This is a genomic window from Nonomuraea sp. NPDC050394, assembly GCF_044459065.1.
GTDB lineage: Bacteria > Actinomycetota > Actinomycetes > Streptosporangiales > Streptosporangiaceae > Nonomuraea.
Map to the genome: position 1 here is coordinate 88,952 of NZ_JBITIO010000007.1, position 23,326 is coordinate 112,277.

The window sequence follows — 23,326 nt, forward strand, 5'->3', positions numbered from 1 at the left end:
CGTGAGCCGCGTAGCATCATCCGGCATGGGGCTGCGTTACACGGCGACACGCGTGCGACGGGCCGTCGTCCTCGCGGCGGCGGTCGCGCTGGCGCTCGCGTCGTCGGGGTGCGCGCTCCTTCCGGGCCGGTCGATGGCCAAGGACATCGGCCAGCTCAACGTCACGAGTCCAGAACTGCGCGAGGGCAAGCCATTGCCCCGTGAATATTCCTGCAAGGGCAACCAGGGCAGTCCGCCGCTGCGCTGGTCGGGTGAGCCGTTGCCCGGGGCCAAGTCGATCGCGATCGTGCTCGACACCCACACCGGCACGAATCCCGCGGTCAACTGGGTTGTTTACAACATTCCGCCAGATTGGACCGAGCTCGGCCCCAACGCCACCGAGGCACTGCCGGACGACGACACCGGCCAGGCCAAGGTGACGAGTGGCAAGGAAGGCTATGAGCCACCCTGCGACGACAAGGCCACCTATCGGTTCAGCGTCTACGCGCTGGACGAGCCGGTGACGGTCGAGGGGGGCGCCTCTCTCCCCAAGGTCCTGAAGAACATCGCGGACCGGACCATCGCCCGGGGGCGACTGACGGTGGTCCACATCGAGTGAGAGGTCGAACACCGCAGGTAGTAATGGTTACCAATTCTTCACTTAGGGTGTGACAACGCTCATAGTGGTCCGACAGAATCAGATCCAATTGTTAGACGTCGGTGATCAATGGGGGCAGGTCGCGTCGATGGCCGCGCGATCTCACCGGCGCCACTGGGAGGCCATGGCTTTGAGGGTGGTGCAATGATCGCGGTCGTAGTCAGCTTGGTCGCTGTCGTGCTCCTCGTGCTCGTCGTCGTGGCACTGGGCATGCGTTCGATGAACAAGAGGGAGAGTTCCCTGCCTCCGGAGCGGCTGAAGGAGATGGCCGACCGGGAAGAGATGAGGACAGCGCGTTCGACCGACGAGTTCGCGGCGCACGAGCCCCGGATGAACAACTTCAGCCCGGACTTCAGCCCGATCGACGAGGTGAAGCAGCCCCGGCCGGTACGCACCGGCCAGCGTGGCAAACGCGGCGTCGACGAGTGGGGCAACCCGAGCTCCGATGACGAGGACGAGGAGTTCTGGGCGAACATCCGCAGCGATGCGGAGGAAGGCGGCTTCGGCGCCGGCGGCACGGTCGCGGCCCGCAAGGGCGCCTCCCGCCCGGTGAACGTCGACCGTCCCATGGGCGCCCCGCGCCCGGTGAAGCCGGAGCAGCCGGTGGGCGCCGCCGCGGAACCCGACCCCAACGCCACCACCGTCCAGCAGCCGCTGCCTCAGCGCACTCCCACTCCCGCCCCCGCGGCGGCCAAGGCGAACCTGGCTGGCCTGGTCGAGCCGACGCAGCACATGGAAGCGGTCCCGAGCGAGGCCCCCGCCCCGCCCACGCGCTCGTCGCGGCGGGCCAAGAAGGCGGCCGCCCCCGCTCCCGCCCCGTCCACCGCCGACCTGGCCGACCAGCGCACCGTGACCTTCGCCGCCCCGACCTCGGACGTCATGAGCATCCTGGGTGCCGGCGCCCAGCCGGTGCCGCCGCCGTCCCGCCAGGAGCCCGCCCGCAACAGCGGCACCTTCCCCGCGACCCCCACCGCCCCGCCGCCCTCGCCGTCGTTCACCCCCACCAGCAGCGGCTCGTTCACCGCGATCCCCAGCGGCTCCCTGCACGGCGCGCCGACCAGCGATCCCTTCCCCGCCTACGTCAACAACGCCGAGACGTGGCAGAGCCCGGTCTCCCCGGCTCCCACCGCCTCCGGCTCGTGGCCGGCGACGCCGGTGCGCGACGTGCTCGACGACCCGACGCCCGTGACGCCGGGACCGGCGGACTCCTGGCCGGCCTTCGAGGGCGCGTACGCCGCTCCGCCCGCCAACGACTTCCCGAACTCCTACGAGGTCCGCGCCGGCTGGGCCGTCGCCGATGACAGTGAGGTCACCGGCCCCACGCCCGCTTCCGGCACCCCCACGGCGCCCGCCCGCGCGGTCTCCGCCTATGACGACGTGCTGGCCGCGCCCACCGCGCAGCCCGCGCCCCAGCCCGCCCCCTATCCCGCCTACGAGACGGGCGACTACGCCCCCGCCAATGCCGCCGCTCCCGGCGCCGCCTGGCCGGAGCCGCCCGCGAGCGGCCCCGGCTGGCCGAGCTACGGCGAGATGTACCCCAACGGCCAGGAGCAGCAGCCGGCCCGCCAGGGCGGCCGCCGCCGGGCACCCGAGCAGCAGGACTATCCCGACCACTACCGGTGATCATCAAAAGCCCGGGTTAGGCGTAATCCCTGGTCAGTAGGGCACTAGAGTTGCTCGCATGATCAGGGACACACAGAGTAGCGTGATCCGCACGCTCCGATACGACCTGCCCGCCTCGCTGGTGGTGTTCCTCGTCGCGGTGCCCCTGTCCTTGGGCATCGCCATGGCCTCCGGGGCGCCGCTCGCCGCGGGCCTGATCTCGGGCGTGGTGGGCGGCATCGTGGCGGGGGCGCTGGGCGGCTCCGCCGTACAGGTGAGCGGGCCCGCCGCCGGTCTGTCGCTCGTCGTGGTTGACCTGGTGCACACGTACGGCTGGCGCGCCACCTGCATGATCACCCTGCTGGCCGGCGCCGTGCAGATCGTCCTCGGCCTCTTCCGCGCGGCACGGGCCACCCTGGCCGTCTCGCCCGCCGTCATCCACGGCACCCTGGCCGGGGTGGGCGTGGTCATCGCCCTGTCGCAGCTGCACGTCGTGCTCGGCGGCAGCCCGCAGACCTCGGCCATCGCCAACATCATCGAGTTGCCCGCGCAGATCGCCGCCCACCACGACCACGGCTTCGCGGTCGGCGTGCTGACGATCGCGGTGCTGGCGATCTGGTCGAGACTCCCGAAACCGGTCAGGGCCGTGCCCGCACCGCTGGCCGCGCTGCTGGCCGCCGCCGTGACGGCGTGGGCGTTCGGCTGGAACGTGACACGGGTCGACCTGTCCGGCAGCTTCACCGACTGGGCCTTCCCGGTGCTGCCGCAGGGCGACGGGCACCGTATCGTCGTCGCGGTGCTTCTCGTCGCGCTGCTGGCCAGCGTGGAGTCGCTGCTGTGCTCGGTCGCGGTCGACGGCACGCACAAGGGCCCGCGCTCCGACCTCGACACCGAGCTGACCGGCCAGGGCGTGGCCAACATGGTGACCGGGGCGCTCGGCGGGGTGCCGGTGGCGGGGGCGATCGTGCGCAGCACAGCCAACGTCAAGGCGGGCGCGCGCAGCCGCTGGTCGACGGTGCTGCACGGCGTCTGGATGCTGCTGTTCGCGCTGGGCTTCGGCTGGTCGATCCAGCTGATCCCGATGGAGGCGCTGGCCGCGCTGCTGGTCTTCATCGGCGTGCAGATGGTCAACCTGGGCCATGTCAGGAAGGTGCACGGCCACGGCGAGGTGCCCGTCTACATCGTGACCCTGGCCGGCGTCGTGGTGCTCGGGCTGGCCGAGGGCGTGGTGGCCGGGCTGGGGCTGGCCGCGCTGCTGGCCCTGCGCCGGTTGACCTGGGTGACGGTGAACGTACGCCCGGAGGAGGACGGCCACTACCACGCGACGATCTCCGGCTCGCTCACCTTCCTCGGCGTGCCCCGGCTGACCCACGAGCTGCGCTCGATCCCCGAGGGCGCCAGCGTCGACCTCGACCTCAACATCGACTTCATGGACAACGCCGCGTTCGAGGCGATCCACTCGTGGCGGGTGGACCACGAGCGGATGGGCGGCCACGTGGACATCGACGACATCCACGACGAGTGGTACGCGATGGCGGCGGCGGGCTCGCGCATGTTCCCCGCCAAGACGCCGCCGCGCGCGCCGGACCGCTGGTGGCTGCCGTGGGCGCACCGCAGACGGCGCACCGTCCGTCCGTCGCTGGTGCCGCAGCAGGTCGGACCGGTCGAGGTCGAGTGCCAGCTGACGGCGGGCGCGCGTGAGTTCCACCGGCGTACGGCTCCGCTGGTCCGTCCCATCTTCACCGAGCTGGCCCGCCGGCAGACGCCTTCGCACCTGTTCATCACCTGCGCCGACTCGCGGGTGGTGCCGAGCCTGATCACCGCGAGCGGCCCCGGGGACCTGTTCACCGTGCGCAACATCGGCAATCTCGTGCCCCGGCGCGGCAGCGAGCCGCACGACGACTCGGTCGTGGCCGCGATCGAGTTCGCCACCCAGGTGCTGGGCGTGCGCACGATCACGGTGTGCGGGCACTCGGGCTGCGGCGCGATGACCGGGCTGCTCAGCGGAGGGGTCCAGGCGGGCAGCCTGCCGGGGCTGCGGCGCTGGCTGCGGCACGGCAACCACAGCCTGGCCCGGTTCATCGAATCCGAGAGCGACGGGAGCGACAGCGGGCCGCTGGATCGGCTGTGCCGGGTCAATGTGCAGCAGCAGTTGCTCAACCTGCGCACGTACCGGCGGGTGGATGAGCAGGTGAAGGCCGGGGAGCTGGAGCTGGTCGGGCTCTACTTCGACATCGGGTCGGCTCGGGTGCACATGCTGCCGCAGCTGCCTTCTACGCTCTCGGTGAAGACGTGACGGATTTGGCGGGCCGTACGCGAAGAATGCAGTTATGAGAGTTCTGGTCATCGGAGGTTCCGCGTTCCTCGGCCGCGCGATCGTGCAGGAAGCGCTCGACAGAGGACATGAGGTCACGACGTTCAACAGGGGTCAGAGCGGGCCCGACCTGCCCGGTGTCGAGGCGGTGCACGGGGACCGCGAGGTCACCGCGGACCTGGAGCGGCTGGTCGACGGGCGCACCTGGGACCTGGTGGTCGACTCCTCCGGTTATGTGCCGAAGGTGGTGGGTGAGGCGGTGCGGGTGCTGTCCGGGCGGGCGGCGACGTACGCCTTCATCTCCACCATCTCGGCCTTCAAGAACTTTCCCGCCGAGCAGACCTCCGAGGACAGCGCGCTCTGGGAGTGCGCGCCGGACGCCGGTCCCGACGCCGGTGACTACGGCGTGCTCAAGGCGGGCTGCGAGCGGGCCGTCGAGCAGGGCTTCGCGGGCAACGCCCTGATCATCCAGCCCGGCCTCATCCTCGGCCCGTACGAGAACGTCGCCCGCCTGCCGTGGTGGCTGACCAGGGTGTCGAAGGGCGGGAAGGTGCTGGCCCCCGGCGACCCGGCGCAGCCCATGCAGCTCATCGACGCCCGCGACATCGCCGTCTTCACGCTGGACCAGGCCGAGAAGGGAGTGGCCGACCGGTTCATCGTGACCGGGCCGCGGGGCAACGCCACCTACGGTGAGTGGCTGGGGATGTGCAGGCGGGAGACCGGGTCGGACGCGGAGTTCGTGTGGGTCGCCGATGACTTCCTGATCGAGCACGAGGCCGGCGTGTGGATGGAACTGCCGCTGTGGGCTCCCGCCCAGCCCGACATGGCCAACTTCTGGACCGTCTCGACCGCCAAGGCCGAGGCGGCGGGGCTGCGCAGCCGTCCCGTGGCCGACACCGTGCGCGACACCTGGGAGTGGCTGCGGCGGATCCCCGAGGACGAGCGGGTCTACGGCAAGAAGCACAAACACGGCATGGCGCCCGAGAAGGAACAGGCCATCCTGGCCGCCTGGGCCGCCCGTTCTGCGTAATCTTCCGCAGACGGGGCCATTCTCCGGTTCTAGCGTGGCAAGCGTCCCGACTCCCAGGGACGTGAGTGAGGGGCGGAGTTGCCGATGCCTCCGCCTCTCACTCCGCCAAGGCCCGCAGCGGCTCGTCGGTGAGGCGGTACACGGTCCACTCGTCCATGGGGATCGCGCCGAGCTTCTTGTAGAAGCCGATGGCGGGCGCGTTCCAGTCAAGAACCGACCATTCCAGGCGCTGGTAGCCCCGGTCCACACAGATCTTGGCCAGTTCGGCCAGCAGCGCCCTGCCGTACCCGCCGCCTCGGTGCTGCGGCCGCACGTAGAGGTCTTCGAGATAGATCCCGTGTACGCCGCGCCACGTCGAGAAGCTCAGAAACCACAACGCGAACCCGGCGAGCCGCCCCTCGTGCTCGGCCACATGCGCGAAGGCGGCGGGCCGTTCCCCGAACAGGGCCGTACGCAACTGCTCCTCGGTCGCCCTGGCCTCGTGCGGCACCTTCTCGTAGTCGGCCAGCTCGGCGACCATGGCCAGGATCTCGGAGACGTCGTCGGGGGTCGCGGGTCGAATCATGTGCCTCAGATTAACCGAGCCCCTTATCCACCCGTGGGCGGGTCCGGAGGAGGCGGCTCAGTGGGCGGCTCCGGCGGCGGGGGTTCGGTGGGTGGGGCGGGTGGGGGCGGTCCGCTCGCGGGCAGGGGCGGGCGCGGGACCGGTTCCGCGCCGCCTCCCAACGCACCAGCCACGAGCCAGATGCCCAGCAGCAGGGCGAAGACCCCCACCGAGGCTCCGGCGACCCGGCCCACGCGAGTGTGCGGTCGTACCCAGGTCCGACCGCCTCCGGACGTCGCCGGTAGTGCCCCTTCACGTGCTGCCGCCTGTCGGCCATATGCGGACCGTAGACACGAAAAGGGGAACGTTCCAGCCAGACTATGGTGACGAGCCGGCCTGTAGGCCGGGTTCTGTCCCTCTGGTGAGGGGGCGACCATCCATCTAGGGCCGCCGTTGCCGGCGGCCTCAAGCGGTCTACCCGCGCGGCTCGGGCGGGCAGCCCTCGAACGCCGTGCGCGGGCGCCTCTCGCGAGACGCCCTTCTTGACCTTGCTCCAGGTGGGGTTTACCGAGCCGCCCACGTCACCGTGGGCGCTGGTGGTCTCTTACACCACCGTTTCACCCTTACCTCCCCGAAAAGGGGAGGCGGTCTGTTTTCTGTGGCACTGTCCCGCGGGTCACCCCGGGTCGGCGTTACCGACCACCCTGCCCTGTGGAGCCCGGACCTTCCTCGGCGGACCCTCGCGGGCCCGACGCGGCCGCCCGGCCGGCTCGTCTGGCAGCGAGGTTATCACTCCTGGGCAACCGGGGATTCAGCGCAGGTGCGCGGTGTCGTTGAACGCCTTCACCACGGCGTTGCCGTCCGCGTAGTAGTCGACCAGGCTCAGGCAGGCCAGGTCGAGATGCATCCGGTACAACGCCGCCGGCGGCGCCATCAGCGCGAACCGCAGCAGCATCTTGATCGGCGTCACATGTGACACGACCAGGACCGTCTTGCCCAGATACTGCTCGACCAGGCGGTCCCTGACGCGCTGCACCCGGCGGGCGGCTTCGGCGAAGCTCTCGCCGTCGGGTGGGGCCACCGACGGCTCGGCCAGCCACGCGGCCAGTTCCTCTGGCCAGCGCCGCTGGATCTCGGTGAACGTGTGTCCCTCCCACGCCCCGAAATCGGTCTCCCTGAGGTCTTCGTCCACCTCCACGCCGAGCCCCGCGCGGGCCGCGACCGCCTCCGCGGTCTGCCGGGCGCGCTTGAGCGGCGAGCTCACGATCACATCCAGCCGGTACGGCTCCCGCGACAACCTCTCCGCGGCCGCCGCGGCCTGGGCCAGTCCGTTGGCTGTGAGCTCGGCGTCCCCGAGACCGGAGAACCGCCGCTCCACCGACAGCGGGGTCTCGCCGTGCCGCAGCAGCAGCAGGGAGGTGGCGACGCGGGTGGCATCACCCCATCCCGACCCCTTGGCCCTGGTCTGCCGCGCGGCGGTGGAGGCGGAGGGCGCCGACAGATCCGCGCCGGGAGGCGGCGTCTTGCGCGCCACCACTCCGGCCGAAGCACCGCCACCCACGAAAAGCTCCGTCTGCCCGGCAGCGTCTCGGCTGGCATCGGACGCGCCCGCCTCACCGGCTCCGCCCCCAGTGCCCGCCTCACCGGCTCCGCCCCCTGCGCCCGGCTTGCCGGACCCGTTCCCTGCGCCCGGCTTGCCGGACCTGTTCCCAGTACCCGGCTGGGCTGATCCGTTCCCGGTGCCCGGCTTGCCGGATCCGCTCCCGGTGCCCGGTTCGCTGGGGCCGCGGTGGTCTGCGGAGGGTGCCGGTAGGTCGCCTGGCCGGCTGGGTCCGCCATGGTCCGCGCCTGCTGGGGATCCGGGGTCGGGCTGGTCGCCCGCCTGCCACGCGAGGCCCTTGGCCGCGGCGTCCATGGCCTCGTTGGCCAGGCGGTCGGCGTGTTTGTTGCGTTCCCGGGGGATCCAGGTCCACTCGGTCACCCGTAGCCGCCCGGCCAGCCGGTTGGCCTCCAGGGCGAGCGGGCGCAAGCCCTCGTTCTTGATCTTCCAGTTTCCGGCCATCTGCTCGACGACCAGCTTGGAGTCCATGCGCACCACCACCGCGGCGCCCTCGCCGCCCAGTCGCAGCACCTCGGTCAGGCCGGCGATCAGGCCGCGGTACTCGGCCACGTTGTTGGTGGCGACGCCGATCGCCTCCGCGGTCTCGGCCAGCACCTGCCGGTCGGCGGCGTCGAGGACGACGGCGCCGTAACCCGCGGGGCCCGGGTTGCCACGTGAGCCGCCGTCGGCTTCGATGATGTACGAGGTCACAGGCCCGACTCTGGCGTGCGGACCAGGATCCTGCGGCACTCGTCGCAGCGCAGGACCTCGTCGTGGGGCGCGGCCTTGATGCGGTTCATCTCGGCGATGGACAGCGACACCTTGCAGCCCTGGCACTGGCCCCGGTAGAGCATGGCGGCGGCGACGCCGTACTGACCCTTGAGCTTGGTGTAGAGGGTCATCAGGTCGGCGGGGATGTCCGCGACGACGTCGCCGCGGCGCTGCTGCACGTCGGCGGCGTCCTTGTCGATCTCGGCGAGCGCGGCGTCGCGGCGGTCCTCGGCGACGGCCCTGGTGGAGGCGAGGGCGTCGCGCTGGGCGACCAGGTCGACGGCCTTGGCGTCGGCGGCCTCGCGGCGTTCCATGATCTCCAGGACGACCTCTTCCAGGTCACCCTGGCGGCGGTGCAACGAGGTGATCTCGGACTGCAGGCTGGCCAGGTCCTTGGGAGAGGTCACGGCGCCGGAGTCGAGGCGCTTCTGGTCGCGTTCCGATCGGGTGCGCACGGTGTCGACGTCCGCTTCGGCCTTGGCCTGCTCGCGCGCCAGGTCGCCCGCCTCGGTCTCGGCCTCGATCACCTCGGTCGAGAGCTTGGCGAACCGCTTGGTCTGCTCGTCGATCTCGGCCAGCTCGGGCAGGGTACGGCGGCGGTGGGCCAGCCGGTCGGCCGCGGAGTCGAGCTCTGCCAGGTCGAGCAGTCGCTTCTGCGCTTCAGGGGCTGCTTTCATGATCAATATCCTCTTGTCCAAGCATCGGTGACCGTGGCGGAGACACGCGTCTCAACGTTAACGCCACTCGAGGCCAGGATGGACGCGGCGCTGTCCAGCCATGGCCATTCGGTGGCCCAGTGGGCGGCGTCGATGAGCGCCGGGCCGCCGGCCTCCATGAACTCGCTGGCCGGGTGGTGCCGCAGATCGGCGGTCAGGAAGACGTCGGCTCCGGCGGCGCGGGCCGTACCGAGGAGGGAGTCGCCCGCGCCCCCGCTGACGGCGACGCGCGAGACCGGACGGGACAGATCCCCCGCCACCCGGATACCCCAGGACGTCTTGGGCAGGCCCTCGGCCGCCCGCTCGGCGAAGTCGCCCAGCGTGACGGGGGACGGCAGCGTGCCGATCCTGCCCAGGCCGCGCCAGGGGTCGTCGGGGAGAGGGCTCAGCGGCACGAGGTCGCCGGTGAGGCCCACGGCTCGGGCCAGCGCGTCGGATACGCCGGGGTTGGCGATGTCGGCATTGGTGTGAGCGGTGTAGAGGGCTATGTCGTGCTTGATGAGGGTATGGACCAGGCGACCCTTGGGGGTGGTGGCGGCCACGCTCGTGGTGCCGCGCAGGTAGAGAGGGTGGTGGGTGACGATCAGATCGGCTCCCCACGCGATGGCCTCCTCCGCGACCACCGCCACCGGATCCACCGCGAACAGGACTTTCCGCACCTCAAGCGCGGGGTCGCCGCAGACCAGGCCGACCGCGTCCCAGGATTCGGCGGTGGCGGGCGGGTAGGCCGTTTCGAGCGTTCCGATCACTTCTGCCAGCGTCACGCTGCGCAGACTACCGGCCCGGACCGGGGCGTCAGGCGTGTTGTGGCGGGGGTGTCGTCCGAACAGGGTTCGGCGTAATGTAAGTGGATCCTGACGCGGAGGGCGTTATGTCACCAAGGATCGCGATCATCGGTGCGGGATTCGGTGGGCTCTGCATGGCGATCCAGCTCGAACGCGCGGGCATCACCTCCTACACCGTCTTCGAGAAGGCGGGCGAGGTCGGCGGCACGTGGCGCGACAACAGCTATCCGGGCGCGGGCTGCGACATCCCTTCCCATCTGTACTCCTTCTCCTTCGAGAAGTACGCCTCGTGGACCCGCCGCTACCCCGGCCAGCCCGAGATCCTGGGCTATCTCGCCCATTGCGCCGACAAATACGGCGTCAGGGGGAAGATCCGCTTTCACACCGAGGTCTCGGCGGCGGCCTTCGACGGCGGCCACTGGCACCTCACCACCCGTCCCCTCCCCTCCGGTACGGCCGAATGCGCCCAGCCCGACGGACCCCGGGATGACCGGCCGGTGCCCGGGGTGGGGGGTGTGCGGATCGAGGAGTTCGATGTCGTGGTGGCCGGGGTCGGGCAGCTGAACCGGCCCTTGATGCCCGACATCCCGGGCATGGCGGACTTCGAGGGAGTCTCCTTCCACTCCGCTCGCTGGAACCACGACCACGACCTCAGCGGCCGCCGGGTGGCCGTCATCGGCACCGGGTCGTCGGCCGCGCAGTTCATCCCGCCGGTGGCGGGCAGAGCGGGGCATCTGGACGTGTTCCAGCGCACCCCGAACTGGGTCATCCCCAAGCCCGACGCCGCCTTCGGACCGCTGACCCGGCTGGCGCTGCACTTCGTGCCCGGGTTACAGCGCGCGTACCGCGAATGGATCTACCGCTACGCCGAGGGCACGCTCTACCCGGCGCTGGCCCGCGGGTGGAGCGAGGGGCTGCTCAGGAAGCGGGCCCTCGGTCACCTGCGCGCGCAGGTGACCGACCCCGGGCTGCGCGCGAAGCTCACGCCCGGCTACCCGCCGGGCTGCAAGCGGGTGGTCATCGACAGCAAGTTCTATCCCGCGCTCACCCGGCCCAACGTGGACGTGGTGACCGACCGGATCGTCCGCATCACCGCCAAGGGGGTCGAGACGACGCGGGGGCTGCGTGCGGCGGACACGATCATCTATGGGACGGGGTTCAAGAGCACCGAGTTCCTCGCGCCGATCGCGTTCACGGGCCGCGGCGGGCAGCGGCTGGACGAACGCTGGAAGCAGGGGGCGGAGGCGTACCTGGGCATCTCGGTGCCGGACTTCCCGAACCTGTTCCTGCTGTACGGCCCCAACACCAACCTGGGCCACAACTCGATCATCTTCATGATCGAATGCCAGGTGAACCACATCATGAACTGCCTGCCGCACCTCTCGGACCGGGGGCCGATGGAGGTCAGGCCCGAGGCGATGGCGGCGTGGAGCAGGCAACTGGACGTGGCCATGACGCGCATGGTGTGGGGAAACGGCTGCCGGAGCTGGTACAAGACCGCGGAGGGCCGCGTCACCAACAACTGGCCGGGCCCCACGCCCCTCTACCGCAAGCTGACCGCACTGCCACCGCTACCCGCCTACCGGTTCGGCTAGCGGAGCGGGCCACCGTTTGTCGCACGGTCCCATCCACCATGGGTGGATTTGGCCTGGGGTACGAGCGATCACGACCATCCGGCGCGATAACGTCGTTGGCATGACAACACCCCTCCACCAGCGTTCGGTCGTGGCCGACACGCACAACGACCTGCTGATGGCGGTCTCGGCGCGACCGGCGGAGATCTGGGCTTCGTTCTTCCGCGAGCGCTGGCTGCCCCAGCTTCAGGCCGGCGGGGTGAACCTGCAGGTGCTGCCAGTGTTCATCGACGACCAGTACCGCCCGGAGGGCGCGCTCCGGCAGACGTTGCGCATGATCGAGTGTGCCCACGTGATCGCCGAGGGCAACTCCGGCGCCGTGGCGCTGTGCCGTACCGGAGCGGAGATCGACGCGGCGCTCGCGGACGGGAAGATCGCGCTCGTCCTGGCGATGGAGAGCATGCCGGGCCTCGACGCGAGCGTGGAGCTGATCTCCACCCTTCACCGGCTGGGCGTGCGGGTCGCCTCGATCGCGCACTGGGGGCGCACCCCGCTGGCCGACGGCAGCGGCGAGGACGCCACCGGCAGCGGCCTGACCTCCCACGGCGTGGCGGCGCTGCGGGAGATGGAGCGGCTGGGGATGGTGTTCGACATCTCGCACCTGGGCGCCTCGGGAGTGGCGCACGTGCTGGAGTTGGCGGCCAGGCCGGTCCTGGCGACGCATTCGAGCGCCCGCGCGCTGCGCGACCACCACCGCAACCTCACCGACGACCAGTTGCGCGCCGTGGCGGCGGGCGGCGGCGTGGTGTGCGTGAACTTCTTCGCCCCGTTCCTGCTGGAGGACGGCTCGAAGGCGCAGCTCGACAACCTGCTCGACCACATCGAGCACATCGCCGCCGTGGCCGGGATCGACCATGTGGGGCTGGGCCCGGACTTCGTGTACGAGGTGCTGAAGGAGCTCACGCCGCCCTGCTGCGAGGACGTCAACCTGCGCGGCGTGGACCCGCTGCAGGCGATCCCCGGGCTGGAGGGCCCGGCGGGGCTGCCGATGGTCACCGAGGGGCTGCTCCAGCGCGGGGTGCCGGAAGAAGACGTCGTGAAGATCATCGGTGGGAACGTCCACCGTTTCCTGGGGGAGCTGCTCGTATGATCGCGGAACTCGAAGAGCTGGTCACGTGTGAGTCGTTCTCCAGCGATCTGGAGGCGGTCGCGCGCAGCGCCAAGGTCGTGGGCGCGATGGGCGCGCGGCACCTCGGCGCCGAACCCGAGTTCGTCGTCGTGGACGGCGTCACCCATCTGCGCTGGACGTTCGGCGAGCCGCGCGTGCTCCTGCTCGGCCACCACGACACCGTCTGGCCGATGGGCACGCTGCGCACCCACCCGTGGTCGGTGGTGGACGGCGTGGCGCGCGGGCCGGGCGTCTTCGACATGAAGGCCGGGATCGTGCAGACGTTCCACGCGCTGGCGGGGCTGCCGAGCCTCGACGGGGTCAGCGTGCTGATCACCGGTGACGAGGAGGTCGGCTCGACGACGTCCAGCGGGCTGATCGAGGAGACCGCGCGCGGGCTGGCCGCCACGTTCGTGCTGGAGGCCAGCGCCGACGGCGGCGCGCTGAAGACCGCGCGCAAGGGCACCTCCGACTATCGGGTCGAGGTGTACGGCAAGGCCGCCCACGCCGGACTCGAACCGTGGAACGGCGCCAACGCGGGCGTCGAACTGGCCCGCCAGATCCTCGCCATCGACGAGCTGGCCCGGATCGCCGACGGCGGCGAACTGCCCCGGGCCAAGGCCACCACGGTCACGCCGACCGTGCTGTCCGGCGGCTCGACCGTCAACACCGTGCCCGCGCACGCCCGGGTCGGCGTGGACGTACGGGTGTCTTCGGTGGCCGCGCAGACCCGCGTGGACGAGCTCATCCGCGCCCTGTCCCCCACGACCCCCGGCACCAGGATCGAGATCAGCGGCGGACCGAACCGGCCGCCGCTGGAGGAGGCCATGTCGGCGGAGCTGTTCGCGCTGGCCCAGCGCCTCAGCCCGGAACCCCTGACCAGCGCGCACGTGGGCGGCGCCTCCGACGGCAACTTCACCGCCGGCGTCGGCTGCCGCACCCTCGACGGGCTGGGCGGCGTGGGCGGCGGCGCGCACGCCGACCACGAACACGTGATCGTCGCCGAGATGCCGCGCCGCACGGAGCTCCTGCGCGCGCTGGTGTCGGCGGTCCTGGCGGGTGAGTGAGGGACACGTGAGCGACCTCGAGATCCGCGAGCTCCACGACCGGCGGGAGTTCGTCGAACTGCACCGCCTGTTCGACGACATCTGGCAGCCGGAACCGGGCAACCCGCCGGTGACCGTGGAGCTGATGAAGGTGTTCTCGCACACGGGCGGCTACGTGGCCGGGGCCTACCGTGACGGGGAACTGGTCGGCGGATCGGTGGGGATCCTGGCCGCGGGCGGCACCCTGCACTCGCACGTGACCGGCGCGCTGCCCGGTCAGGGCATCGGGCTGCCGCTCAAGCGGCACCAGCGCGACTGGGCGCTGGCCAGGGGGATCACGAAGATCAGCTGGACGTTCGACCCGCTGGTACGGCGTAACGCCCGCTTCAACCTGGTGAAGCTGGGCGCGCGGCCGGAGGAGTACCTGGAGGACTTCTACGGGGTCATGGTCGACGCCATCAACGAGGGCGACCGGTCCGACCGGCTGCTGGCGGTGTGGCGGCTGGACGAGACGGCGGTGCCGTACCCGATCGGGAACGCCACGACCGGCGTGGCGGAGCGGGACGGGATGCCCGTCGTGGGGCCGGTGGACGGGCCGGTCGTGCTCGTGGCGACGCCGCGCGACATCGAGACGCTGCGGCGGGAGAACCCCGAGGCGGGCAGGGCGTGGCGGATGGCGCTGCGCGAGGTCCTGGGCGGGCTGATGGGCCGGGGCGCGCGGGTCGTGGATTTCACAGACCGTGGAGAATATGTACTAAAGCTGTCAGAGGGCGAACAGCCTGGTTAACGTCGGTGCATGACGGAATTCACCCCCACCGTCCCGCACCGTGTTCTCCCCCCGGTCACCGTGAGGGACCTGCCAGAGCCACCGCGCACCACCTGGCGCATCATCGGGCCCGGCCTGGTGGGCGCGGGCGTGGGACTGGCCTCCGGCGAGTTCATCCTCTGGCCCTACATCGCCTCCCAGGTCGGCCTGGTCTTCATCTGGGGCGCGCTGATCGGCATCGTCACGCAGTGGTTCCTCAACATGGAGATCGAGCGGTACACGCTGGCCACCGGCGAGACCGCGCTGACCGGGTTCAGCCGCATGTGGAAGCACTGGGGCCTGGTCTTCGTGCTGATGACGCTCTGCTCGAACCTGTGGCCGGGCTGGGTGACGACCTCGGCCACGATGGTCACGTACCTGACCGGCGGCGGCCAGCCCAGCGTCCGCTACATCGCGATCGGCATGCTGCTGATCATCGCGCTGGGGCTGACGCTCGCCCCGGTCATCTACACCGTCCTGGAGCGGGTGATCTTCGTGAAGATCGCCCTCGTGCTGACGCTCGCGGTGGTCGCGATCCTGTTCGCGATCAACGCCGACGCCTGGGTGGAACTGGGCAAGGGCCTGACCGTCGGGGCGAGCTTCCCGGTGCCGCCGCTGGAGTTCGCGGTGCTCATGGGCGCCATCGCCTACGCCGGGGCGGGCGGCGGGCAGAACCTGTGCCAGAGCAACTGGATCCGCGACAAGGGCTTCGGCATGGGCGCGTACGTGCCGCGACTGGTCAGCCCGGTCACCGGGCACGAGGAGGCGGCGGCGTCCACGGGGTTCCAGTTCGCCCCGACCAAGGAGAACCTCGCCCACTGGCGGCAGTGGTGGCGTTTCGCCAACATCGAGCAGGGGTCCACGTTCGCGGTGGTCTCGTTCTTGACGATCGCGCTGATGTCGATGCTGGCGTACTCGACGGTGTTCGGGAAGGAGGGGCTGGCCAACAGCATCACCTTCCTCAAGGTCGAGGGCGAGACGCTGCAGAGCGTGGTGGGGCCGTGGTTCGGCGTGCTGTTCTGGGTGATCGGCGCGCTGTCGCTGTTCGCCTCGGCGATGGGCATCGTGGACTACACCTCGCGGCTGGCCTCGGACGTCATCAAGACCGTCTACCTCCGCAACCGCGACATCACGGTCAACCGCGTCTACTTCCTCACGGTGTGGACGATGACGGTGCTGGGGATCGCGATCCTGTTGCTGGGCTTCGACCAGCCGCTGATCCTGCTGGTGTTCTCGGCGAGTTTCGCGGCGGTGATGATGTTCGTGTACTCGATCCTGCTCATCGTCCTCAACCGGCGGTCGCTGCCTGACGCGATCAAGGTCCGCTCGTACCGGCTGGCGGCCCTGTTCTGGTCCGTCGCGTTCTTCGGCTCCCTGACGATCCTCACCCTCGTCCAGCAGGCGGGCAAACTCTTCTGACGGCGCGGCGGTTGCCGGGCCTTTCTCCTCTGACGTTTCCGCGCGCTGGTTCTCCGTTACGGCTCCCGCCACCCCCACGCCACCCGCCGACCCGGGCGGGCGCCGATCGGGGGGATCGCTTCTCACGTCGGACGTGGTCCCCGCCGTCACGGCGCCCGCTTGACCTCAACGTTGGTTGAGGTACCACACTGCCCGGCATGAACATTGTCGAAGTGACCCGGTTCGGTGGTCCCGAAGTCCTGCGCGTCCGCCAGTCCTCCCCGGTGACCGCCGGGCCCGGGGAGGTGGTGATCGAGGTGCGCGCGGCCGATGTGTTGTCGATCGAGGTGCAGTTGCGCACCGGCTGGGGGCGGGAGTGGTTCGGCACCCGGCCGCCCTACGTACCCGGGACGGCCGTGGCCGGGGTGGTCCGGTCGGCTCCGCGGGCCGGCTCGTGGGAAGGGCGGCGGGTCGCCGCGCTTCTGCCCGGTGGCGGGTATGCCGAGCAGGTGGCCGCGCCCTTGTCCGCCCTTGTGGAGGTGCCGGATCACGTCCCGCTCATCTCGGCCGCCGCGCTGCTCCAGGTGGGGCCGGCGGCGCTCAGCCTTCTCGACGCCGCCGAGCTCAAGCCGGGTGCGCGGGTGCTGGTGACCGGGGCGGGCGGGGCGCTCGGGCTGGTGCTCGTGGAGTTGGCGGCCCGGGCGGGCGCCCATGTGGTCGGCGCCGCCCGGGGTCCGGCCAAGCGGGCCCGTGCCCTCTCGCTGGGCGCCTCGTCCGTGGTGGACTACCCGGCCCTGGCCTCCGGTGGCATGGAGTTCGACGCCGTCTTCGACGGGGTGGGCGGGCAGGTGGGGGCCGACGCCTTCGCGCTGACCGTCCCGGGTGGGGTGTTCTTCGGGTACGGGGTGCTCAGTGGCGGGTTCGCGGACGCCGGTCCCGAAGAGGCGGAGCGGCGTGGGGTGCGGATGGTGGGGATCGAGCAGGTGCAGTTCACGCCGGAGGCGCTGCACCGGTTGGCGGTGCGTACGCTGGCCGCCGGCATCACGCCGACGATCGGGCTGGCGGTGCCGCTGGACCAGGCGCATCGTGCCCACGCGGCTCTGGAGGCGCGCGAGGTCGTCGGCAAGGCGGTGCTGGTGACCCACGGGCGGGCGGTGCGCTACTCCGAGCACGGCGGCGCCGAGGTGCTGCGGGTGGACGAGGTGCCGATCCCGGTGCCCGGCCCCGGTCAGGTGCGGGTGGCGGTCCGGGCGGCCGGGGTCAACGCCGTGGACTGGAAGATCCGCGGCGGCGCCTTCGGCATCCCCCTGGACGGGCCCACGGGCACGGGGCTGGAGTTCTCGGGCGTCATCGACGCGATCGGACCAGACGTGGACGGCACGAGCGCGGACGGCAAGGGCCCGGACGGGCAGGACGCAGCCGGGCCGGACGCGACCAGAACGGACGCGAGTGGCGCTGGCGCGGGTGGCGCGGGTGCGGGCGCGGGCGCGGGTGCGGGTGCGGGTGCTGGAGTTGGCGTGGGTGTGAGCGGGGAGCCGTTGCGGGTCGGGCAGGAGGTGGTGGGGCGGCATGGCGGGGCGCTGGCCGACTATGTGCTGGCCGTACCGGATGACCTGGTTGCCAAGCCTGACGGGCTCACCCATGCCGAGGCGGCGGCGTTGCCGGTGGCGGTGGAGACGGCGACGCGGGCGCTGGGGCTGCTCGGGCTGGAGGAAGGGCGGACGCTGCTCATCCATGCCGTCGCGGGCGGCGTCGGGCTGGCCGCCGCTCAACTGGCGATCCGGGCGGGGCTTCGGGTGGTCGGTACGGCCAGCGAACCCCACCACCCCTACCTGAAAGACCTGGGCGTGCACCCGGTGACCTACGGCGAGGGACTGGAGGAGCGGATCGGGGAGCCGGTGGACCTGGTGCTGGACGCCTCGGGCAGGGATGTGGTGGCGATGTCGGTCCGGCTGACCGGCGATCCGGACAAGGTGGTCAGCATTGCCGATCCCGGTGCGGGCAGCCACGGGGTTCGCTTCTCCAGCGGATCATCCAACCCCATCAAACTTCGCGAAATTTCGGGGGAAATCGCCGCCACCCGCCTCCCCATCGCCGCCGAGTTCCCCCTCGAACAGGCGTCGGACGCCCACCGGCTCAGCGAGCATGGCCACTTCCTCGGCAAGATCGTGGTCAATGCGGAAGCGAACGTTCCTCGTTAGCGGGCACACTGGGCCACATGCTGGAAACCTCGGCCCGCCTGCTCAAGCTCCTGTCCCTGCTCCAGGCCCACAAAGAGTGGTCGGGACCCGAACTGGCCGACCGGCTCCAGGTCTCCACCCGGACGGTCAGGAACGACGTCGAGCGCCTGCGCACCCTCGGCTACCCGGTCCACGCCACCCCGGGCGTCGCCGGCGGCTACCGGCTCGGCGCCGGGGCGGCGCTGCCGCCGCTGCTGCTCGATGACGAGGAGGCCGTGGCGGTCGCGGTCGGCCTGGGACGGGCGGCCGGCGGAGGCGTGGCCGGGATCGAGGAGACCTCGGTACGCGCGCTGGCCAAGCTGGAGCAGGTGCTGCCCTCGCGGTTGCGCCGCCGGGTCAGCGCGCTCAACACCCACACGGTGCACATCCCCGGCGAGGCGCCGTCGGTGCCGCCCGAGGTGCTGACCACGATCGCCAACGCCGCCCGTGACCATGAGCGCCTGCGCTTCGACTACGTGGGGCACGGCGGGGCGGTCAGCAGGCGGGACGCGGAGCCGTACCGGCTGGTGCACCGCAGGGGGCGCTGGTATCTGATGGCGTGGGACGTCGAGCGGGCCGACTGGCGCACGTTCAGGGTGGACCGGATCACGCTGAAGGTGCCCGCCACCGGGCCGCGGTTCGTGCCGCGGGAACTGCCCGGCGACGTGGCGGCGTACGTGGAGAAGGGGATCAGCACCGCGATGTGGGAGCACACCGGAACGGTGCTGCTGCACGCGCCGGCGGAGCGGATGCGGAAGCTGGGGCTCGGCCTGGAGATCGAGCCGGACGGCGAGGAGCGTTGCCTGATGCGGGTGGGCGGCGACAACCTCACCGGCATCGCCGTCTGGATCGGCTTCCTCGACGTGGACTTCGAGGTGCTGGACCCGCCGGAACTGGCCGCCGCGGTCAAGGCGCTGGCCGGCCGGTACGGCAGGGCGGTCAGCGACCGGTAAGCCCGCGGTCAGAGGCCGGCGGCATCGTCTGGGGCATGGATATCACCCAGGTCGCAGGCAGCAGGGACGACTTCCAGCTCGTCCGCCACATCACCGTCGCCGGCTCGCAGGAGGAGATCGGCCGGCAGCTCGCGCAGGAGGCGCGCCGGATCGGCTGGCAGCCCGCCCCCGCCGATCCCGAGGTCAACCGGGCGCGCAGGGAGTGGTTCGCGCGCCACTGGCCGCAGCATCTGGCCCGCATGAACGGCGCCGCCGCCGCGCTCGGCCTCGACCCCGGCCAGGACGAGGTCACGCTCGACGGGCTGACCGCGCTGCCGCAGGCCTGCTCGGCGCTGTGGGTGCCGCCCTCGGCGGCCACGGACGGGCACGGCAGGATCGGCCGCAACTACGACTTCTTCACGATGACCACGAGCGAGCTCATGGGTACCCCGCCGGTGCCGGACGAGCTGCCGATGGCCTCGCGCCCGCATGTGATCACCACCCGGCCCGCCGACGGCCTGGCGACCACGGTGCTGACGATGACGGAGTTCGACGGCTGCATGGACGGCGTCAACGAGGCCGGTCTCGCCGTGGTGCTGCTGATCGCCGACTTCGAGAGCGCCGAGCCGCCGGAGGACTTCTCCCCGCAGGCCGGCGTGAACTCGGTGCAGTTGCCCCGTTTCCTGCTGGACACCTGTGAGACGGCCGAGGAGGCCAGGGCGGCGCTGCGGGAGGTCACGTCGTACGACTTCGGCATGCCGCTGCACTACCTGATCGCCGACGCGCGGGGGCAGGCGTTCGTGTGGGAGGGGCCCGGCCACGTGACCGAGGCCGGTGACGGCGCGCTGTGCGTGACCAACCACCTGCTGCACCGCCACCCCGACCCCAAGGCGCTGCCGGCGGACACCCCGGAGTCCTTCGCCTCCTACGCCCGCCTGCGTACCCTGCACGAGCGCAGCCAGGACGCGGTCATGGGCCCGGCGGACCTGCGCGCGAGCCTGCTGGAGGTGGCGCAGACCGGGGACCCGTCGATGCGGACGCTGTACAACTCGTTCCTCGACACCGCCGAGCGCACGATGACGGTCCGCTTCTACCTGGGCGAGGGCCGCGGCCACTCCCCCGAGGTGGTCTTCAGCCCTTCGCCCTGACCAGGCCGGACTCGTAGGCGAACACCACGAGCTGGGCGCGGTCGCGCGCGCCCAGCTTCGTCATGGCCCTGCTCACGTGGGTCTTGGCGGTGAACGGGCTGACCACCATGCTCTGGGCGATCTCGGCGTTGGTCAGCCCGCGGGCCACCAGCGCGACGGCCTCGCGCTCGCGCGCGGTCAGCAGGTTGGCCTCCCCCGGCGGCAGCGTCAGCGGCGGCCGGGTCACGAACTCGCTGATCAGCCTGCGGGTGATGCCGGGCGACAGCAGCGCGTCGCCGCGCATGACCACGCCGACCGCGTGCACGAGGTCGCCGGGGTCGGTGTCCTTCAGCAGGAACCCGGCCGCGCCGGCGCGCAGCGCGGAGAAGACGTACTCGTCGAGGCCGAAGTTGGTGAGGATCACCACGTGGACGCCGGCCAGCGCCGGGTCGGCGGCGATGGCGGCGGTGGCCTCGATGCCGTCCATGACCGGCATCTGGATGTCGAGCAGGACCACGTCGGGCAGGAGTTCCCGCGCCAGCTCGATCGCTTCCTGCCCGTTGGCCGCCTCGCCGACGACGTCGACGTTCTCCTCGGCGTCCAGCAGCGCGCGAAAGCCCGCCCTGATGAGCTTCTGGTCGTCGGCCAGCAGGACACGGATCATGCGGGCAGCTCCGCCCGCACGCTGAACCCGCCCTCCGGCCGCGGCCCCACCGCCAGCGTGCCGCCCAGCGCGGCGACCCGCTCGCGCATGCCGGTCAGCCCGACCCCCGGCGTACCCGCCGCCTGGCCGTGCCCGTCGTCGTCCACCTGAAGGACCAGCTCGGCGTTGCCGTAGTTGACGACCACGTCGGCCGCGGCCGCGCCGCCCGCGTGCTTGGTGACGTTGGTCAGCGCCTCCTGCACGATCCGGTAGGCGGCCTGTTCGACCTCCTCGGGCAGCGGGCGGGGCGAGCCGCCGACGGTCAGCCGCACGTCCTGGCCGCCCGCCCTGGTCCGCTCGACCAGTCCGGGCAGCCGCGCCAGCGCCACCGTCTCGTCGCGCAATGCCTCCAGCGTCGCGCGCAGCTCACGCATCGCGTCGCCGCTGGCCTCCTGGATCGTCAGCAGCGACGCGGGCACCTCCTCGCCGCGCTTCTTCGCCAGGTGTACGGCCACGCCCGCCTGCACCTTGATGACCGAGATCGCATGGGTGAGGGTGTCGTGCAGTTCCCTGGCGATGTAGAGCCGCTCCTGCTCGGCCCGGCGCAGCAGGGCCTCCTCCCGGGTGCGCTCGGCCTCGGCGGCCCGCTCGTCGGCCTGCAGGAGCGCCACGCCCATCGCCATCGCCGCCACGTACCAGCCCATGACGAGGAATCCGCCCTTGATCGCGGGCACCGGAGGCTGACCGGCCAGGAGGTTCGCCGCGATCATGCCGAGGATCAGCGTGAGCGCCGAGGCGAGCGCGTACGGCCGGCCTTTGATCCTGACCACGCTGGTCAGCGCGATGAGGGCGGGCACGCTCGCCGCGATCTCGGGTTCGACGGTCAGGAAGTAGACGAGCGCGAGCCCGGTGGTGGCGGCCAGCACCGGTATCGGCGCGCGCCGGTGGAAGTGCATGACGGCCGCGGCGGCCAGCAGCAGCGCGTAGCCGATCGGGCCTGCTTTGCCGGTGAGGGCGGCGTTGGCCACCATTACGGCCGCCACGATGGGCGCCACCAGGAGATCGGGCCTGCTCATGGCGGCAAACTACGCCATATATCGCCACAGCGCGTCGTCCGGGGGTGCTACTCCCCGGAGAGTAGGCAAGTGCGTTCGCTGGTACGACGACCTGCGGCGATCCGGCGGCGATCGTCAATGGCATGCGAATCGATTCCTTCTCCGGCCCGATCCACCTGCCCGGCGACCCCGGCTACGACGGCGGCCGCTGGACCTGGAACCAGGCGGTCGACCAGCGGCCCGCGATCGTCGCCGAGGCACTGGGCGCCGAGGACGTGCGGGCCGCGCTGCTGGCCGCCCGCGAACGCGGCCTTCCCCTGTCCGTGCAGGCGACCGGCCACGGCACGCTGGTGCCGGCCGACGGCGGCCTGCTGCTGAAGACCACCCGGATGGCCGGCGTGGAGGTCGACCCGGTGCGCCGCGTGGCGGTCGTGGAGCCGGGCGCGGTGTGGGAGGACGTGCTGTCGGCGGCGGCCGCCCACGGCCTGGCCCCGCTGGCGGGCGTGCCGTCGGTCGGCGTCACCGGCTACACGCTCGGCGGCGGCGCGGGCTGGCTGTCCCGCCTGTACGGCCTCGCCGCCGACAACGTGGTCAGCGCCGAGGTCGTCACCGCCGACGGCCGGATCCTGGAGGCCGACGAGGAGCAGCACCCCGACCTGTTCTGGGCGTTGCGCGGCGGCAGCGGCAACTTCGGCGTCGTCACCCGGCTGGAGTTCCGCCTGTTCCCGGTGGCGCGGATGGTGGCCGGCATGACCATGCACGCCTTCGAGCGCGCCGGCGAGACGCTGGCCGCCTTCCGCGACTGGGAGCAGCCGGACACGGTCAACGCCGCCGTCTTCGTCGTCAGGATGCCCGACGGCACGCGGATGCTGGGCGTGCGCGTCGTGGCGGTGGGCGAGCCGGAGTCCGCGCTCGCCCCGCTGCTGCCGGCGGCCGGCGAGCCGCTGAGCGGCGAGTACGCCGAACTGCCCTACGAGCGGGCCGTGCGGGTGCTGGCGCCTCCTCACGGGCCGATGCCGCTGGGCAACGGCTTCGAGTTCGTGCGCGGCCTGCCCGACGACCTGATCGCCGCGCTCCTGGAGTCGCCGGTGGGCGGCATCGAGATCCGCCGGTGGGGCGGTGCCATGGCGGCGCCGGGCGGCCCGGCGGGGCATCGCGACGTGCCGTTCTCGGTGATGGCCGGTGAGCCGATCGAGGTCCCGCACGCGACCGGCGGGGCGTTCCTCAACTTCCTGACCGACACCTCCAGGACCGCCGACGCCTTCACCCCGGCCGTCTACGCCCGCCTGCGCGAGCTGAAGAAGGCCTGGGACCCGGAGGGCGTGCTGCGCCCGAGCCATCTGATCGAGACGGAGTGAGC

The 23,326-nt window shown here is 71.5% G+C and carries 19 protein-coding genes and 1 other RNA gene; 13 read left to right on the plus strand and 7 right to left on the minus strand.

What is annotated here, in order from left to right; translation table 11 throughout:
* Window positions 1-25 precede the first annotated feature (25 nt).
* From ACIBKY_RS27130 to ACIBKY_RS27145, 4 genes are all read left to right on the plus strand, one after another.
* Window positions 26-598: a YbhB/YbcL family Raf kinase inhibitor-like protein gene (locus ACIBKY_RS27130; protein WP_397100674.1), complete on the plus strand. Its 573-nt coding sequence runs from the start codon at window positions 26-28 to the stop codon at window positions 596-598.
* Window positions 599-781: 183 nt separating this feature from the next.
* Window positions 782-2,260 (plus strand): hypothetical protein, encoded by a 1,479-nt coding sequence (locus tag ACIBKY_RS27135; protein ID WP_397100676.1) that lies wholly within the window; start codon window positions 782-784, stop codon window positions 2,258-2,260.
* Between the two features lie 58 nt (window positions 2,261-2,318).
* Window positions 2,319-4,535, plus strand: a complete 2,217-nt coding sequence (locus ACIBKY_RS27140; RefSeq protein WP_397100678.1) for a SulP family inorganic anion transporter — start codon at window positions 2,319-2,321, stop codon at window positions 4,533-4,535.
* A gap of 34 nt (window positions 4,536-4,569) precedes the next feature.
* Window positions 4,570-5,583 carry an NAD-dependent epimerase/dehydratase family protein gene (locus tag ACIBKY_RS27145; protein WP_397100680.1) on the plus strand — a complete coding sequence of 338 codons (1,014 nt, stop codon included), beginning with the start codon at window positions 4,570-4,572 and terminating at the stop codon, window positions 5,581-5,583.
* Between the two features lie 97 nt (window positions 5,584-5,680).
* Here the strand turns inward: ACIBKY_RS27145 and ACIBKY_RS27150 are convergent, their stop codons facing one another.
* The 5 genes from ACIBKY_RS27150 to ACIBKY_RS27170 form a co-directional block, all read right to left on the minus strand.
* Entirely contained in the window at window positions 5,681-6,148 is a 468-nt protein-coding gene (locus ACIBKY_RS27150; protein WP_397100682.1) for a GNAT family N-acetyltransferase, read from the minus strand.
* A gap of 362 nt (window positions 6,149-6,510) precedes the next feature.
* Window positions 6,511-6,900, minus strand: an RNA gene (gene rnpB / locus ACIBKY_RS27155) — RNase P RNA component class A.
* 38 nt (window positions 6,901-6,938) lie between these two features.
* Window positions 6,939-8,438: a histidine phosphatase family protein gene (locus tag ACIBKY_RS27160; protein WP_397100684.1), complete on the minus strand. Its 1,500-nt coding sequence runs from the start codon at window positions 8,436-8,438 to the stop codon at window positions 6,939-6,941.
* Window positions 8,435-9,175: a zinc ribbon domain-containing protein gene (locus ACIBKY_RS27165; protein WP_397100686.1), complete on the minus strand. Its 741-nt coding sequence runs from the start codon at window positions 9,173-9,175 to the stop codon at window positions 8,435-8,437. The genes ACIBKY_RS27160 and ACIBKY_RS27165 overlap by 4 nt, the downstream gene beginning before the upstream one ends.
* 2 nt (window positions 9,176-9,177) lie before the next feature.
* Entirely contained in the window at window positions 9,178-9,978 is an 801-nt protein-coding gene (locus ACIBKY_RS27170; RefSeq protein WP_397100688.1) for a Nif3-like dinuclear metal center hexameric protein, read from the minus strand.
* A gap of 107 nt (window positions 9,979-10,085) precedes the next feature.
* On the opposite strand from ACIBKY_RS27170, the gene ACIBKY_RS27175 reads away from it, so the two are divergent.
* The 8 genes from ACIBKY_RS27175 to ACIBKY_RS27210 all read left to right on the plus strand — a co-directional run bounded on the left by ACIBKY_RS27175 (window position 10,086) and on the right by ACIBKY_RS27210 (window position 20,289).
* On the plus strand, window positions 10,086-11,594 hold the full coding sequence (locus ACIBKY_RS27175; RefSeq protein WP_397100690.1) for a flavin-containing monooxygenase: 1,509 nt from the start codon (window positions 10,086-10,088) through the stop codon (window positions 11,592-11,594).
* Window positions 11,595-11,694: 100 nt separating this feature from the next.
* Window positions 11,695-12,723: a dipeptidase gene (locus tag ACIBKY_RS27180; RefSeq protein ID WP_397100692.1), complete on the plus strand. Its 1,029-nt coding sequence runs from the start codon at window positions 11,695-11,697 to the stop codon at window positions 12,721-12,723.
* The gene (locus ACIBKY_RS27185) at window positions 12,720-13,808 is read left to right on the plus strand and encodes a M20/M25/M40 family metallo-hydrolase (RefSeq protein ID WP_397100694.1); all 1,089 of its coding nucleotides are present in this window, start codon (window positions 12,720-12,722) and stop codon (window positions 13,806-13,808) included. The genes ACIBKY_RS27180 and ACIBKY_RS27185 overlap by 4 nt, the downstream gene beginning before the upstream one ends.
* A gap of 7 nt (window positions 13,809-13,815) precedes the next feature.
* Window positions 13,816-14,574 (plus strand): GNAT family N-acetyltransferase, encoded by a 759-nt coding sequence (locus ACIBKY_RS27190; protein WP_397100696.1) that lies wholly within the window; start codon window positions 13,816-13,818, stop codon window positions 14,572-14,574.
* Window positions 14,575-14,583: 9 nt separating this feature from the next.
* Window positions 14,584-16,011 (plus strand): Nramp family divalent metal transporter, encoded by a 1,428-nt coding sequence (locus tag ACIBKY_RS27195; RefSeq protein WP_397100698.1) that lies wholly within the window; start codon window positions 14,584-14,586, stop codon window positions 16,009-16,011.
* Between the two features lie 197 nt (window positions 16,012-16,208).
* Window positions 16,209-18,191: a zinc-binding dehydrogenase gene (locus ACIBKY_RS27200; RefSeq protein WP_397100700.1), complete on the plus strand. Its 1,983-nt coding sequence runs from the start codon at window positions 16,209-16,211 to the stop codon at window positions 18,189-18,191.
* A gap of 17 nt (window positions 18,192-18,208) precedes the next feature.
* Window positions 18,209-19,162: a helix-turn-helix transcriptional regulator gene (locus ACIBKY_RS27205; protein WP_397100702.1), complete on the plus strand. Its 954-nt coding sequence runs from the start codon at window positions 18,209-18,211 to the stop codon at window positions 19,160-19,162.
* Between the two features lie 35 nt (window positions 19,163-19,197).
* The gene (locus ACIBKY_RS27210) at window positions 19,198-20,289 is read left to right on the plus strand and encodes a C45 family autoproteolytic acyltransferase/hydolase (RefSeq protein WP_397100704.1); all 1,092 of its coding nucleotides are present in this window, start codon (window positions 19,198-19,200) and stop codon (window positions 20,287-20,289) included.
* On the opposite strand, the gene ACIBKY_RS27215 is transcribed toward ACIBKY_RS27210, so the two are convergent.
* Together ACIBKY_RS27215 and ACIBKY_RS27220 are read right to left on the minus strand one after the other, a co-directional pair.
* Window positions 20,273-20,932, minus strand: a complete 660-nt coding sequence (locus tag ACIBKY_RS27215; protein WP_397100706.1) for a response regulator — start codon at window positions 20,930-20,932, stop codon at window positions 20,273-20,275. The two genes, ACIBKY_RS27210 and ACIBKY_RS27215, sit on opposite strands and share 17 nt — an antisense overlap.
* Entirely contained in the window at window positions 20,929-21,987 is a 1,059-nt protein-coding gene (locus ACIBKY_RS27220; RefSeq protein WP_397100708.1) for a sensor histidine kinase, read from the minus strand. Before ACIBKY_RS27220 ends, ACIBKY_RS27215 begins: the two co-directional genes overlap by 4 nt.
* Before the next feature lie 122 nt (window positions 21,988-22,109).
* On the opposite strand from ACIBKY_RS27220, the gene ACIBKY_RS27225 reads away from it, so the two are divergent.
* Complete coding sequence (locus ACIBKY_RS27225; RefSeq protein WP_397100709.1) at window positions 22,110-23,324, plus strand: FAD-binding oxidoreductase; 1,215 nt, start codon at window positions 22,110-22,112, stop codon at window positions 23,322-23,324.
* Window positions 23,325-23,326 lie beyond the last annotated feature (2 nt).

Excerpts from the sequence above, each read along its gene's own strand:
- ACIBKY_RS27130 (WP_397100674.1), top strand. The coding sequence starts at position 26 with ATGGGGCTGCGTTACACGGCGACACGCGTGCGACGGGCCGTCGTCCTC.
- ACIBKY_RS27135 (WP_397100676.1), top strand. The coding sequence starts at position 782 with ATGATCGCGGTCGTAGTCAGCTTGGTCGCTGTCGTGCTCCTCGTGCTC.
- ACIBKY_RS27140 (WP_397100678.1), top strand. The coding sequence starts at position 2,319 with ATGATCAGGGACACACAGAGTAGCGTGATCCGCACGCTCCGATACGAC.
- ACIBKY_RS27145 (WP_397100680.1), top strand. The coding sequence starts at position 4,570 with ATGAGAGTTCTGGTCATCGGAGGTTCCGCGTTCCTCGGCCGCGCGATC.
- ACIBKY_RS27150 (WP_397100682.1), bottom strand. The coding sequence starts at position 6,148 with ATGATTCGACCCGCGACCCCCGACGACGTCTCCGAGATCCTGGCCATG.
- ACIBKY_RS27165 (WP_397100686.1), bottom strand. The coding sequence starts at position 9,175 with ATGAAAGCAGCCCCTGAAGCGCAGAAGCGACTGCTCGACCTGGCAGAG.
- ACIBKY_RS27175 (WP_397100690.1), top strand. The coding sequence starts at position 10,086 with ATGTCACCAAGGATCGCGATCATCGGTGCGGGATTCGGTGGGCTCTGC.
- ACIBKY_RS27180 (WP_397100692.1), top strand. The coding sequence starts at position 11,695 with ATGACAACACCCCTCCACCAGCGTTCGGTCGTGGCCGACACGCACAAC.
- ACIBKY_RS27185 (WP_397100694.1), top strand. The coding sequence starts at position 12,720 with ATGATCGCGGAACTCGAAGAGCTGGTCACGTGTGAGTCGTTCTCCAGC.
- ACIBKY_RS27195 (WP_397100698.1), top strand. The coding sequence starts at position 14,584 with ATGACGGAATTCACCCCCACCGTCCCGCACCGTGTTCTCCCCCCGGTC.
- ACIBKY_RS27200 (WP_397100700.1), top strand. The coding sequence starts at position 16,209 with ATGAACATTGTCGAAGTGACCCGGTTCGGTGGTCCCGAAGTCCTGCGC.
- ACIBKY_RS27205 (WP_397100702.1), top strand. The coding sequence starts at position 18,209 with ATGCTGGAAACCTCGGCCCGCCTGCTCAAGCTCCTGTCCCTGCTCCAG.
- ACIBKY_RS27210 (WP_397100704.1), top strand. The coding sequence starts at position 19,198 with ATGGATATCACCCAGGTCGCAGGCAGCAGGGACGACTTCCAGCTCGTC.
- ACIBKY_RS27215 (WP_397100706.1), bottom strand. The coding sequence starts at position 20,932 with ATGATCCGTGTCCTGCTGGCCGACGACCAGAAGCTCATCAGGGCGGGC.
- ACIBKY_RS27220 (WP_397100708.1), bottom strand. The coding sequence starts at position 21,987 with ATGAGCAGGCCCGATCTCCTGGTGGCGCCCATCGTGGCGGCCGTAATG.
- ACIBKY_RS27225 (WP_397100709.1), top strand. The coding sequence starts at position 22,110 with ATGCGAATCGATTCCTTCTCCGGCCCGATCCACCTGCCCGGCGACCCC.